At 54.0% G+C, this 12409-nt stretch carries 8 protein-coding genes and 14 tRNA genes; 19 read left to right on the top strand and 3 right to left on the bottom strand.

The annotated features are described in order from the left end of the window. Positions 1-17: 17 nt before the first annotated feature. Both GTQ55_RS10550 and GTQ55_RS18125 read left to right on the top strand, forming a co-directional pair. Complete coding sequence (locus GTQ55_RS10550) at positions 18-2189, top strand: 3-hydroxyacyl-CoA dehydrogenase NAD-binding domain-containing protein (protein WP_161858694.1); 2172 nt, start codon at positions 18-20, stop codon at positions 2187-2189. Positions 2190-2264: 75 nt separating this feature from the next. Further along, entirely contained in the window at positions 2265-2432 is a 168-nt protein-coding gene (locus GTQ55_RS18125) for a helix-turn-helix transcriptional regulator (protein ID WP_375791535.1), read from the top strand. A 47-nt stretch (positions 2433-2479) separates the two neighbouring features. Here the strand turns inward: GTQ55_RS18125 and GTQ55_RS10540 are convergent, their stop codons facing one another. Beyond that, entirely contained in the window at positions 2480-3034 is a 555-nt protein-coding gene (locus GTQ55_RS10540; RefSeq protein WP_237567646.1) for a GNAT family N-acetyltransferase, read from the bottom strand. Positions 3035-3776: 742 nt separating this feature from the next. On the opposite strand from GTQ55_RS10540, the gene GTQ55_RS10535 reads away from it, so the two are divergent. From GTQ55_RS10535 to GTQ55_RS10455, 17 genes are all read left to right on the top strand, one after another. Next, a complete protein-coding gene (locus tag GTQ55_RS10535) occupies positions 3777-5567 on the top strand; it encodes a hypothetical protein (RefSeq protein ID WP_161858692.1) in 1791 nt (596 codons plus the stop codon). 356 nt (positions 5568-5923) lie between these two features. Next, positions 5924-5999: transfer RNA gene (locus GTQ55_RS10530), tRNA-Met, on the top strand. Between the two features lie 651 nt (positions 6000-6650). Further along, a tRNA-Ile gene (locus tag GTQ55_RS10525) sits at positions 6651-6725 on the top strand. 10 nt (positions 6726-6735) lie between these two features. Then, a tRNA-Glu gene (locus tag GTQ55_RS10520) sits at positions 6736-6812 on the top strand. 17 nt (positions 6813-6829) lie between these two features. Beyond that, a tRNA-Lys gene (locus tag GTQ55_RS10515) sits at positions 6830-6904 on the top strand. A gap of 12 nt (positions 6905-6916) precedes the next feature. Then, positions 6917-6993 (top strand) — tRNA-Trp (locus tag GTQ55_RS10510). A gap of 6 nt (positions 6994-6999) precedes the next feature. Continuing rightward, positions 7000-7074: transfer RNA gene (locus GTQ55_RS10505), tRNA-Met, on the top strand. 5 nt (positions 7075-7079) lie between these two features. Then, positions 7080-7154: transfer RNA gene (locus tag GTQ55_RS10500), tRNA-Phe, on the top strand. A gap of 23 nt (positions 7155-7177) precedes the next feature. Next, a tRNA-Asn gene (locus GTQ55_RS10495) sits at positions 7178-7253 on the top strand. A gap of 6 nt (positions 7254-7259) precedes the next feature. After that, positions 7260-7338, top strand: a tRNA-Arg gene (locus GTQ55_RS10490). A 190-nt stretch (positions 7339-7528) separates the two neighbouring features. Next, a tRNA-Leu gene (locus GTQ55_RS10485) sits at positions 7529-7606 on the top strand. A 6-nt stretch (positions 7607-7612) separates the two neighbouring features. Continuing rightward, a tRNA-Asp gene (locus tag GTQ55_RS10480) sits at positions 7613-7689 on the top strand. A 16-nt stretch (positions 7690-7705) separates the two neighbouring features. After that, a tRNA-Thr gene (locus GTQ55_RS10475) sits at positions 7706-7783 on the top strand. Positions 7784-7794: 11 nt separating this feature from the next. Then, positions 7795-7872, top strand: a tRNA-Arg gene (locus GTQ55_RS10470). 18 nt (positions 7873-7890) lie between these two features. Then, on the top strand, positions 7891-8181 hold the full coding sequence (locus GTQ55_RS10465; protein WP_161858691.1) for a hypothetical protein: 291 nt from the start codon (positions 7891-7893) through the stop codon (positions 8179-8181). Further along, positions 8182-8257 (top strand) — tRNA-Arg (locus GTQ55_RS10460). Positions 8258-8293: 36 nt separating this feature from the next. Beyond that, a complete protein-coding gene (locus tag GTQ55_RS10455; protein WP_161858690.1) occupies positions 8294-8851 on the top strand; it encodes an HNH endonuclease in 558 nt (185 codons plus the stop codon). Positions 8852-8997: 146 nt separating this feature from the next. On the opposite strand, the gene GTQ55_RS10450 is transcribed toward GTQ55_RS10455, so the two are convergent. Together GTQ55_RS10450 and GTQ55_RS10445 are read right to left on the bottom strand one after the other, a co-directional pair. Further along, positions 8998-11142: a M4 family metallopeptidase gene (locus GTQ55_RS10450; protein WP_161858689.1), complete on the bottom strand. Its 2145-nt coding sequence runs from the start codon at positions 11140-11142 to the stop codon at positions 8998-9000. A 711-nt stretch (positions 11143-11853) separates the two neighbouring features. Continuing rightward, on the bottom strand, positions 11854-12339 hold the full coding sequence (locus GTQ55_RS10445; RefSeq protein ID WP_161858688.1) for a glycoside hydrolase family 108 protein: 486 nt from the start codon (positions 12337-12339) through the stop codon (positions 11854-11856). Between the last annotated feature and the right edge of the window lie 70 nt (positions 12340-12409).

Here is a 12409-nt window from a genome sequence, read left to right as displayed (position 1 = left end):
GAACAGGGTAAACGGCTATGAGCGAGAGTATTCACGGATTTATTTACCACAAAGATGCGGACGGCATCGTCACCATCACCATGGATATGGATGGGCCGGTCAATGCGATGAATGCGCAGTACCGTCAGGCCATGGCGGAGGTACTGCGCAAGTTGACCGCAGAGCGGGAGCTGACCGGTGTGGTGCTGGCTTCCGCGAAGAAAACGTTCTTTGCCGGTGGTGACCTGCAGGAACTGTGTGCCGTGCCGCGGGGCGGCGAGGAGGCCCAGTTCCACACCATCGAGGACGATATCAAGGCACCGCTGCGCCAACTGGAAAAGCTGCCGGTTCCGGTGGTGGCCGCGATCAATGGCGCGGCGCTGGGGGGCGGCCTGGAAATCTGCCTGGCCTGTAACCACCGTATTGCGCAGGATCATCCCGGCCTGGTCATCGGCTTTCCGGAAGTCACCCTCGGCCTGTTACCCGGCGCCGGTGGCGTGGTAAGGACCATCCACATGCTGGGTTTGGAAAAGGCACTGCCCATCCTCATGGAGGGCAAGCGCATGAAGGCAGCGCAGGCGCTGGAAGCCGGCATGGTAGATGCGCTGGTGCCGTCCGCTGAGGAACTGGTTCCGGCAGCCAAGGGCTGGATCAAGGAAAACCCGCAGGCGGCAGTGCAGCCGTGGGACCAGCGCGGGCACCGCATTCCCGGCGGTGACGTGTGGAGTCCGGCGATCACTGCGTTGCTGGCGGTTGCACCGGCGACCAATTTCCAGCGCACGCGGGGACTGTTGCCGGCGCCGGAGCGGATACTGGCGGTGGCCGGGGACGTGATGGCGGTGGACTTTGACACTGCGCTGCGCATCGAATCTCGTGGGCTGGCGTATCTGGTGACCACCCCCGAGGCAAAGAACCTGATCAGCAGCCAGTTCTTCCAGCTGAACCGGGTCAAGAGCGGTGCTAGCCGGCCGCGGGATATCGAGCCCACAGCGGTAACCAGGGTGGGAATTCTCGGTGCGGGCATGATGGGGCAGGGTATTGCCTACGCCTCGGCACGGGCCGGTATCAAGGTGGTGCTGACGGACACCAGTATTGCGGCGGCGGAAAAAGGCCGGACCTATAGTGCGCGCCTGATGGACAAGGAAATTGAGCGCGGACGTGCCACCGCTGCGGAAAAAGATGCCGTACTTTCCCGGATCCGTGCCACCAATGATTACGCAGTGCTGAATGGCTGCGACCTGATTGTGGAGGCGGTGTTCGAGGATGTCGCATTGAAGGCTCAGGTTACCCGCGATACGCAGAAGTTCCTTGCCGCAGGTGGCGTGTTTGCCACCAACACCTCGACGCTTCCCATCACTCGTCTGGCAGAAGCCTGCGATAGCCCAGAGAACTACATTGGTATTCACTTCTTTTCCCCCGTGGAGAAAATGCCACTGATAGAAATTATCTGTGGCGAACAGACCAGTGATACGACGCTCGCCAAGGCATTCGACTATGCGCGACAGATCGGCAAGCTGCCGATTGTGGTCAACGATTCTCTGGGTTTCTTCACTTCCCGTGTATTCGGTACATACATTGATGAGGGCGCGCGCCTGTTGGTGGAGGGGCTGGATCCGGTGGTAATCGATGCGATGGGCAAGCAGGTGGGTATGCCGGTAGGGCCACTCACCGTACAGGACGAAGTCAGCCAGAAACTGACCTGTGAAGTGGCCGAAACTCACCGCGCTATGGGAGTGTTCGGATCGCTGGGTGACAACAGCTGTAACTCGGCAGTGGCAGAGACCCTGATCAAGGATCACGGCCGCGGCGGGCGTCATCACGGCGGTGGGTATTACGAGTACGCAGAGGACGGCAGCAAACACATCTGGCCCGGGCTGTATACGCTATATCACAATCCTGAAGTGCAGTTGCCACACCAGGATATCAAAGATCGCCTTCTTTTCCGGCAGGTGGTCGAGAGCCTGAAATGTCTTCAGGAAGGCGTGCTGCGCTCCGTCGCTGACGGGAATATCGGATCCCTGTATGGCATTGGCGCTCCTTCGTGGACCGGCGGGTTTCTCCAGATGGTCAATACCTATGAATTTGGCGGTGAGACAGGATTGCAGGCATTCATTATGCGCTGCGAGCAATTGGCGGAAACCTACGGCGACCGGTTTTCGGTACCTGACGTCGTATACGAGACTCTTAACGCAGGCAAAACCTTCGAGTAACGGAAGTTTTACGTTCGCAAAATTGTGATCATCGATTTTGCGAAGAACTTCGACTACGACGTGATCCGTAATTACATGCACGATAATATTGAGCATGCTTGCGATTTACTGGATTGCACAGACTTGAGCGTGGGGGAGATTGCGTTTCAGCTAGGGTATGATGACCCGCTGTATTTCTCGCGAGTTTTCAAGCGGGTAATCGGGTTGTCACCTTCCAGTTATCGTGATTCAGCGTATCAATGAAAAACTGTCTGGAAAGCCGGAAATCTTAGGGTTTCTTTTTTCTTCGATTATTCCCTCCGCAACATCTCAATATGCGGTATCCCATCCTCATCGTATTCTTCCGTGCTTTGCACAAAGCCAAACTCCTCGTAAAAGCGTTTCAGGTAGAGCTGCGCAGAAATGCGGATTGGTGCCGCGGGGAACTGGCGTAAGGTGTGCTCAATACCCAAGCGCATTAATTCTTTGCCAATTCCCGTGCCTCGTACACTTTTCCGTGTCAGCACCCGGCCGATGGAAGGCTCGGCATATTTCTTTCCCGGCGGTACGAGGCGCAGGTAGGCGAGGAGGGTTGGACTTTCCTGTTGACTATCCCAGCATGTGAAATGCCACGCATACAAGTCTTTGCCGTCTAGGTCCTGGTAGACACATTCCTGTTCGACCGCGAAGACCTCCTGGCGCGCACGCAGAATCTCGTAGAGTTCGTATGTTGTCAGCTGATCGAATGACGACCAGCGGCAGTTGTATTTTTGGTGTGGCGACTTCATTGATATGGCTTCTATATTTGTGCCGGAAACTAATAATTTTTGCGCATAGTAATAGTCGTGGAAGCTGCAGTCGATCATAAACCCATGGGGTAACACCTGATATGGCGTCTTATCTGGCTATTGATCGCCACCTATAAAACTCGCCTAACGAATACGAGCATGTGCCAGTAAGGGCCGCTGTCGTGACGAGGCTTAACGGTAATAATTCGCACAAATTCGCTGCGTAAGTAAGGATAGTCAGTATGTGCAGGATCCATGCGTAATATTTCTAAATGGCTTGAGTGTCGCAAATACAGAAATATTTGTAGGTTGATGCACAGAAAAATCTGTTGTGAATGCTTCAGTCGAGACTTTTGGGGCATGGGATATCAGTTTCGCTCGAATTCGAATTAACAGCTACTTGCATACAGCGGAAATGTTCTCGGACGTGGCTGGGCGATAGTGGTATGCGAGCTGGATAGTTTGCTGCAGTACTGTCTCGAGGAGCTTTATCTGTCCTGAAAATGTGATTAGTATCACAACTGGCACATAAGTGTAGAAAGTCGATCAAGATGATAGCCGCCGAGTTTATGTGCTCGGTGACCGTGATGACTATGGCAGTCTTGGCTACCGTGAGCGTATCCAACGCATTGGGTCCATAAAATCCGGTATGCCGGCTACGTAGTGATGATCGAGTCTGGTTATACCTCTCCAGACAAACGGACCATCAAGCACTTCGAAGAAGTCGTCTATCTCATCACAGGGTTTGAGCCAGAAGAAATCCGATTTCAGAATAGTAAATAAACAGCGACCGAGTGGAAATAAAAGAGGGGGCAAGCACTTGACCAAACTGCTGAAATACCTGGTTGCCAGTTATTGCTGGCTTACTCCCGGCTGGTTCCTGTCCGGAATGGTGAACGAGGGGAAGCTGTGGGTATTGCTGCTGGGCAGTTTACTGTTGGGTTTACCGTTCTTTTTGTCCCGGCTTTACATCAGTACGGTGGACAAGACATTCGTAGTGCATCAATACCGTAGGGGAGGGCTACTGAGGGCGATCCGGGGCAGCCGCCTGTTATCTACGCCTTTCTGGCTGGTTATATCTCTCGCTTCCGGTGCATGTATGTTGTTCTGGTTGCATACGCTCTCCCGGGCGGAGTGGATTTTACTTTGTCTCTGTGTGCCTCTCTACGCTTGGATCCATGCGCGTGTGTTCGCTGCAGTACGGAGCCAGTATCGCGAATATCGGGCTTTTGCGCAGGGTCTCGGCTGGTCGCAATGGGTGTTTTCAATCATCGCCAGTATTGGCTGGGTGCTAATCCTGGTCTATTTATTCCCTCATCATGAGGCCCCACTTTTATCTGAGGTGATGACCGAGAAGCACAAAGTACTACTGTCCGCGGATCAGAGCGTGCTTACGCAAATACTCGACCGATACAGTGCGTATTATCGAGCAGTGGCCGATATGGGACTGGAAATACTGCAGTCTGGCACTCCGGGAGGTTTCGTCATTGCCGCGATAGTGATTACTTTCGTGGCTATAGCCAGCTTCACTGTTGCGATTTCCGCCTTTTTGATTCCTGTCAAAGAGTATCGCCGAATTTTTTCACCCTTGAGTGAGGCGTCCGACATCCCCGTGGTCGGATTTGAAAGGTCAAGTACCGTGGGAGGCTTCGCTGTACTCGGGCTGCTATTTATATATCCGGCTCTGGGTATTCAGCTGGAAGCTTCGGTTGCAGAAAAGATTCGTATGAGCGAAGTCAACCGGTTCGAGTTGGTGGTCAAGCCCCGCTTGGAAAGGTTTGAGGGACATTTTTTCCGACAGGGAACTCGTGAGAAATTGCAGAAACTCGCTGCCGAAACCCTAGCCAAGCAGGGTGTTGGCATTGAGTTGCTGGAAACTCAAATGGATGCAGGCTATCGGTTGATGTCCAGCAATGTGGATGCCTACCTCGATACCTATTACAGCTTGCCAGCCGAGTATATGCGTCTTGGTGCCATGCTCAGCAATTCCTTGGAGCGTAAGTTATCCCAAGACCTTACCAAGGCACTCAACCGAGGAGAGCCGTTCAAACATTTTGAACGGACTCTGTCGAAACTCTCCGAACGAAACGCGGACCTTCAGGCGAAGTATCAGCAAGCTTCGCAACAGCTTATGGCAGAAAATCAGGTGGCTGTACCACAGGGTGACTTCTGGCAGGTCGAAGAGCTCTCGATGGAGGATCTGGTTACCCCTGCGGATGAAATTCAGCATATCAACGGCAGGATGCGTGGTGCTGCCGCTGGAGTAGGGGCAGTTTCGGCTATGGTAGCTACCAAAGTGGTAACTAAGGCACTTGCCAAGGGTACGCTCAAGCTAGCCGCAAAAGCGGTGGCCAAGGGCGCGGTTTCTAAAGCCGGTGCTGGTGGAGCTTCCGCGGCGGCTGGCGCGGTGATCGGCTCCGTAATTCCAGGAGCCGGCACACTGGTCGGAGCCATCATCGGAGCCGGAGTCGGGCTGGTGGTTGGCGTTACGGTTGACTACGCCCTGCTGGAGGTAGAGGAAGAATTGACTCGGGATGAATTTAAGCAGCAGATCCTTCAGTCCATAGATGTGGCCCGAATAGAGCACCGGAAGCAATTGGGGTTAGAGTGACTTGTAGCACTTAGCCATTTGGTCAAGAGCTCTGAAAGCAGACCAGCGTGCTTACTTAGTCTAGAAAACTAGCGTCGGTAATGGCGCCATAGTGTTGTAGTGAACAATTTACTCGTTGCGTATTCCTGAGTAACCGCTAGAATTCATGCACCATTCAAGGAGAACACCGTGACCAGATTATCAATTAACGTCGAACGAATAGACCTCGCCGCGCCAAATGGGACGCGGCACGGGTTTATCTGTGTCGAGAAAAATATCTGTTAGCGGTCTCCCGGCTCCCGGGAGGCGCGAGCCTTTCGGAGTTGGCCCCTTAAGAAGCCCCCGCAGGTTCGCCTTCGGGGGCTTTTTTGTTTCTGGGGTCGGTAGCTCATTCGGTAAGAGCGCTCGCCTCATAAGCGAGTGGCGGGGGTTCGAGTCCCTCACGACCCACCAGTAAGTAGTGCCACGCCAGGACTGATTTGGAGAAATGGCAAAGTGATAGAGCGAGTAAATATGCAGAAGTTAAGACGGAAAAACAGGACCTACTGAGCGAATGAATAGCGCTTCCACCGGCTTTAAAGCCCAAATTTTCATGCTGAAACCCCGGTAGGACTTTGCTCGGCTTGAAGGTTCGTAAGTCATTGAAAAACATATAAAAAAGTTTGAATTTCCGCTTGAAAAGTTGTTTTTTCGTGATAGCTTTTAATAAGAACTTGAGGCGCGAACTTGTTCAGCCTCAAACAGCAAAAGCCGCTAGCCGGCAAGAAATACTGGTAAGTGAAATGTTACGTATTCAATGCAATAAGACCACGCTCGCGACGGCCCAGAAGCTGGGGCGGGATATGTGTGCCTGTGCATTGCCCAGGAGTTTTATGCGGTGGCTAATGATAAATCCGTCGAAAGGTGCAGAGATTTATTTTGGTGATCGTATGAAAGCGTAGTTCGGCCTGTCCGGTCGGCTGCGCGCCAACCGGACTTTTGAACACGACGTGTGAAAAACCCGGTTGGCGATTCCCGCCATCCGGGTTTTTTTATGGCGGGTAAAAAGTGCGCTGGCACTGATACCCAGCACGTTTGTTTCACAATCTGGTCGCTTTTTTGGGATGCGGTGTAGCTCAGTGGTAGAGCAAACGCTTGATAAGCGTTCGGTCGACAGTTCGAATCTGTCCTCCGCAACCAGAAGATTTTTGTCCCCATCGTCTAACTGGTCGAGGACAGTTGCCTTTCAAGCAGCAGATACGGGTTCGAGTCCCGTTGGGGATACCAATGTGAGAGTCCATCGTTGGCGTATGGTAGAGCGGTGATACACCGGCCTTTTAAGCCGGCACACGCGGGTTCGAGTCCCGCTGCGCCAACCATGGATTTTATCTGGGTCAGTAACTCAACTTGGCAGAGTGCCGGTTTCCAAAACCGGTGGTTGCAGGTTCGAACCCTGCCTGGCCCGCCATGTTCTTGCGGAGTAGAGCAGCGGCAGCTCGTCGCCCTCATGAGGCGAAGGTCGCCGGTTTGAGTCCGGCCTCCGCATCCATTTACGCACCGGTAGCTCAGAATGTAGAGCGCGAGCCTGAAGAACTCGAGGTCGGGGCTTCGCCGCCCCTCGGTGCACCATGTTTGCAATGTTTGAAATATTTTCGGGGATAGTTCAGAGGGTAGAACGCCTGGCTGTTAACCAAGAGGTCGCCGGTTCGAGCCCGGCTCCCCGAGCCATTTTCAGCACCCGTGGCCAAACTGGACTGAAGGCACCGGCCTACGAAGCCGGGGATTGCAGGTTCGAATCCTGCCGGGTGCGCCAGATGCAGCGGTCAAATCCTTCTCCCGAATCGTTGCAGGGGGCTGCCGTAGGGTAGTCATGTTCATCGCGTAGGTGGGGCGGTGAAAATATTTTAATGGATACATGGCAAAGCAGGCCATTGCACTGTGTTGCCATTCCATAGAGAGCTGGGCTGTATACACCCCCTGGCTCCCCCAGACATATATATCACGCGCCGGTGGTGGAATGGGTAGACGCGGCAGGCTTAAACCCTGCTCGACTGCGGGTTCGAGTCCCGCCCGGCGCACCAATTTCTGCCCCGTTAGCATAGCGGCTCAATGCACTCGCTTGTCGAGCGATAGATCACCGGTTCGAATCCGGTACGGGGCGCCAGATTATTAGCATTTTCGCCCACGTAGCTCAGTTGGCAAGAGCACCTGTCTTGTAAGCAGGAAGTCGAAGGTTCGAATCCGTTCCGTGGGCACCATTTTCGTTAACGATCCCGTAGCTCAAATGGAATAGAGCTCAGGTCTCCGAAGCCTGCGGTTGTCGGTTCGAGTCCGGCCGGGATCGCCACAATTGCGAGGTAACACCATGCGCTTACTTATCGGTGCCCGTGAGTATGGTGCGGGCCTTTCTGCTACCAATTACATCAGCGCGAAGCGCCTGATACGGGAGCACCCTGTGTCGATCCTGCAGATTATGCAGCCACTGCCAAGCCGCGAAAGCCTGGTTGGCTTCCTGTCCTGGTGCAATGGCCGACACTGCCTGCCCCTGCGTGTGGTTCTAAACCAGGTATCTTCTGCAGATCGTCGGTTGGCGATGCAATACCTGATTTCCAGAGGGTATCGCACGCCGGATCGGGTGACATTCTTAAAGGTTTAAACGCTCGTAGCTCAATTGGCAGAGCAGGATCCTTCTAAGGTCTTGGTTGGGGGTTCGAGTCCCTTCGGGCGTGCCAGAAAAGCGACCAGATACTTTACCGAAGGGAAGAGCAATGGCTCGAGTACTCTATCTAGATGCCGGTGGCAGACCGATCCGTTGGATCAATATCCAGCGTGCGGCGTACCTGTATGCAAAAGACCAGGTTTTGTGGGATTTGGGTGCTCGCAAGACGGTTCTCCTGGGAGGCTATCAAAAGTGCGGCCTTCGCTCGACACTGGCAATCGCCCCGGTGATTGCGGGACGAAAGGTGAGCCGCGCAGGTTCACGGCAGCGTCCAGCGCTGACCAACCAGAGCCTGTTTGCCCGGGATCAGCACCTGTGTCTCTATTGCGGCGACGATTTTCCTGATGCACAGCTGACAAGAGATCACGTGGTTCCTACTTCCCGTGGTGGTGCAGATTGCTGGGAGAACGTGGTGGCTGCCTGTAAAGGCTGTAATAACCGAAAGGGCGCGATGACACCGGATGAAGCGGGCATGCCGCTACTGGCGGTACCGTTCATCCCCAACCCGTATGAAGCCATTCTGTTGCAGGCGCACCATATTCTGGCTGACCAGATGGAGTACCTGAGTGGCGGTTTAAGTGACCGGCGCAACTGGGTTTCGGCATAAATGATGTTCCGGTATTGTGCTCGGTGAAACCACAAAGTAGAACTTGGGTTGTCGCTTGGATAGCGGTTTTTCCGGGGAGCTAATTGCGCATCGGGTAGCAACAAAAATGGCGGCCACTGGCCGCCATTTTTTTTAGCCCTTGAAGGTTAAGGACTGGCCTGTGCCTCCAGAGTTACGCCGGAATAGGCGCGGTATCCCCGAATGCTGATGTACCAGGTGCCTGCCTGCGGATTGTTAAAACTGCAGTTTTCACTGTTGCCCGAAGTATAGGGCCGGCAGTTGTAGCTGCTGGTGGTGGGCTGCGCACCGTAGCGCACATACAGGTCCGCATCCCCGGTTCCGCCAGACATCTGGACATTCAGGGAGGACATGCCGGAAGAGACGTTCAAGGTGAAATGCTGCCAGGAGCTCCGGCTACCGGAAAGATCGGTTTCGACCCAGCCATCCCCGTCGTTGCCGCCACCGGTGTCTTCGTCATAGCTGCCAACCAGGCTCACGCCCGAGAAGCTGCTGTAAGCGCGAAGCATCACGTAGTAAGTGCCGGCCTGCACATTGGAGATGTTACAGGTCTCACTATTGCCATTGCGATAGGGGCGGCAGTCGTAGCTGGACGTGGTGGGGGCAGAGCCGAAACGCACATACAGGTCTGCGTCGCCACTGCCACCGGAGATCTGGAAGCTCAGATTGGAGGCACCCGCCGGCACGTCCAGTGTGTAGAGGATTTCACCTCCGGTACTGGCGGAAAGGTTACTCTCCGTCACGCCGTTTTGCAGCTCGCCACCACCGGGATTGCCGCCACCACCGCCGCAACTGGCCGTGGATACACCTACGGTATTAAACGCGGAAGAGACCGTATTCGCATCATAAGCCAGGTCTGCCGTTGCGGACATCACGCCGCAGGCCGCATCAATGTAGTCCGAGGTGGCGTTCCAGTACATCTGGTTCGCCAGCACGAAAATATCGAATGCCTTGCGGGTGTCCCAGCCATTGGTATTGGCAATCAGGTAGAAGGCGCGATTGAACACCCCGGAGCTGTGGTGCACGTCCATGCCGGAATAGTAATTGGAGGCGTGGCCGATGGAGTTGCCGTCAAGCGTGGGGTCTTCCATATACCGCAGAGCGCCACTCGCCTTGAAAATATCTGCACCTACCAGCCAGTCGTTACTGCCGCGCATATAGAACTCGGCCGCTTCACCGGCCATATCGGAAAAGGCTTCGTTGATGCCGCCGGACTGGGCCGAGTACTGCAGGCCGGAATTCTGCTCGGTGAAGCCATGACTCACTTCGTGGGCGGAAACGTCAAGGCTGACGAGCGGATGGAAAGTGCTGCCGCCATCGCCGAACGTCATCTGGCTGCCATCCCAGAATGCGTTTTCGTAGTTGTTGCTGTAGTGCACGCGCATACGCAATTTTTGTGTGATCGGGGCGGTGTTGTACCAGTCGTTGTACAGGCCGAATACCACGCCGCCAAAAAAGTGCGCATCGTTCAGTGGCGAATAGGCGCCGTTGATGGTCTTGTAGTCGTTGTACGGGCAGGTGAACGAGAAAACGCTACCACCGCTGGTGCGGTTGTCCATGTCGACGGTTTCGACGTTGGGTGTGTCCATGCGGCAGCTGCTGTCTACCTGCATCGCTGGATAGTCGGTTCCGTATTCGTAGCGTCCTGTTTTTTGGTTGCCGCCTGGGCCGGTTGCATCCTGGTGCGCAAGTCCGTCCCAATGCTCGATCACTTCACCGGTCAGCGCATCGATAAAGTAAAAGGGGCGCGACGGTTCCTCACCATATTCGACCCAGCTCACCAGGTAAGCAAGCCGCGCATGATCCTGTGCATCCACGTGAATATACAGTTGCTCTTTCTGGTTTTTCGCCGCGAGCTTCAACTGCGGCATCGACAGCGCGCCGTTGATCTGGCCCATTTGTGCGCGCTGGTTAACCATATGGCCCATCGCACGCTGTATGGCGTTAGATGCTTGAATGGATGGCTTGGTGGAGGGGACATCCAGCGTCAGGCCCATCAGTACGTCGCCGTTTACCTGCGCGGATACCCCCTGGCCTGAACTGGTGACGGTCTGCCCCCAGACAGGAATGCCCTGGTGTGTCTGGCGGTACCGTGTCACCACTTTACCGTTTGGCAGTGTTCGTGACCGAATTTCTTCGAGTGCGATGTCGGTACCACTGGTGGCTGCGAGTGCTTGCGGGGACAGCATGTCCGGGGTCGCCGGAACGCGGTCCGCTGCATGGGCACTGATCGCCAGTGCAAGTGTGCAGCTGATTCCTAGAAAACGCGTCATTGCAAATTATTCCTTATTGTTTGGATTGTTTTTGAAATTCGAGAACCTGAGGGATCTCCTCTGCAATGCGGAAAACGACGGCGCGGAAAGCGCGCGCACTGCCACTCGATTTCAAAAAAATGGGAGGTAAGACTGCAGAAGACGAACTGGAGTGCAGGGATTGGCTGGCGCAGATTCAGGCAGCGGGAGCTGACTGAATCAGGGGGCACTCGACTTTCTCAAACCGAAGGTGCTCGGGGTTGCCGAACGCTCCGGATAGTACTCTGCGTACTCATGTTTACAATATGCATATGATGAAGAGACTAATGCACCAAACGTTTTTGACTTGTATTGAGTATTTGGTCTCAAAAAGAGGCCGACTATCCCGCCTGGGCTGGTCAAATTTTCGATTGTAGCCAACAGGGATGACGCTGAAACCCACGGTAGAGGTAGTACACCCGTGTTAATTACTGGGGTGGCTAGCCCTCCAGGGCCTTATCTTGGTGGAGGGGGTATATATCTGTATGCCCAGCAACAGTATCGTCTGTTGCGTTCGTCACACTGAAAGTACGGAAAGCCTACAGGCTCTATTGAAAAGTGGATAGCAGGGATCTCCGACAGCTTGCCGGCTGCCGGTCACCCTGGTCATTCTGCTTTTGGTGGGTGCAATCGCCGTTACATCAGGCAACAGCATTAGAAGTCTTCAGGAAGTGTGACGTCCCTTCGTCAAGTTCACGTGGTTGTCTCCAGGGTTCTGTTTATCCATCCGAGCAAATATTTACTCATAACCCTGTCGTTGTTGCATATGCTGGCGTAGCGGGAAATCTTTGAAATTGTAAATTTTGATAAAAATAGAGATTCATCACAATTGTTCAGCGCGGCCAGGGTGTTGGGTCCGATGATGCCGTCTACCTCTAGTTCCAGACTCACCTGAACCAGTTTGGTGGCGGTGACTGCGCCCATATTTACTGCGGTGTCAAAGTAGTTTTCAGCAATTATCTGAGATTGAATTTGATCGCCGAAAATTTTATCCCAGTAATAGGTTTTATATGTGTCTTCCGCTTGGGGCTTGGTTAAATTCTTAATGTCCAGGTCCGGGAAGGCACGTTTGGATATCCCAAATTTTGTTTCTCCGCCAGGATCATCCTTGTCATTCGTGTATTTTGATCCGCCTTCCCGGATGATTGTTTTTTCTACCGCCTCGAGAAAATTCGCCATATGAACACCTGATATCCTGTTATAGAAATGTGTCTACATGAGTAACATCTACCGCGTATATATTGTCTGT

The organism is Microbulbifer hydrolyticus, from assembly GCF_009931115.1.
Taxonomy (GTDB): domain Bacteria; phylum Pseudomonadota; class Gammaproteobacteria; order Pseudomonadales; family Cellvibrionaceae; genus Microbulbifer; species Microbulbifer hydrolyticus.
The sequence above is the reverse complement of the archived record's forward strand: the minus strand, read 5'-3'. Positions and strand labels throughout refer to the sequence as shown.

Coding starts and splice junctions, on each gene's coding strand:
- GTQ55_RS10550 (WP_161858694.1), top strand. CDS start 18: ATGAGCGAGAGTATTCACGGATTTATTTACCACAAAGATGCGGACGGC.
- GTQ55_RS10465 (WP_161858691.1), top strand. CDS start 7,891: ATGCGCTTACTTATCGGTGCCCGTGAGTATGGTGCGGGCCTTTCTGCT.
- GTQ55_RS10540 (WP_237567646.1), bottom strand. CDS start 3,034: ATGATCGACTGCAGCTTCCACGACTATTACTATGCGCAAAAATTATTA.
- GTQ55_RS18125 (WP_375791535.1), top strand. CDS start 2,265: ATGCACGATAATATTGAGCATGCTTGCGATTTACTGGATTGCACAGAC.
- GTQ55_RS10445 (WP_161858688.1), bottom strand. CDS start 12,339: ATGGCGAATTTTCTCGAGGCGGTAGAAAAAACAATCATCCGGGAAGGC.
- GTQ55_RS10455 (WP_161858690.1), top strand. CDS start 8,294: ATGGCTCGAGTACTCTATCTAGATGCCGGTGGCAGACCGATCCGTTGG.
- GTQ55_RS10450 (WP_161858689.1), bottom strand. CDS start 11,142: ATGACGCGTTTTCTAGGAATCAGCTGCACACTTGCACTGGCGATCAGT.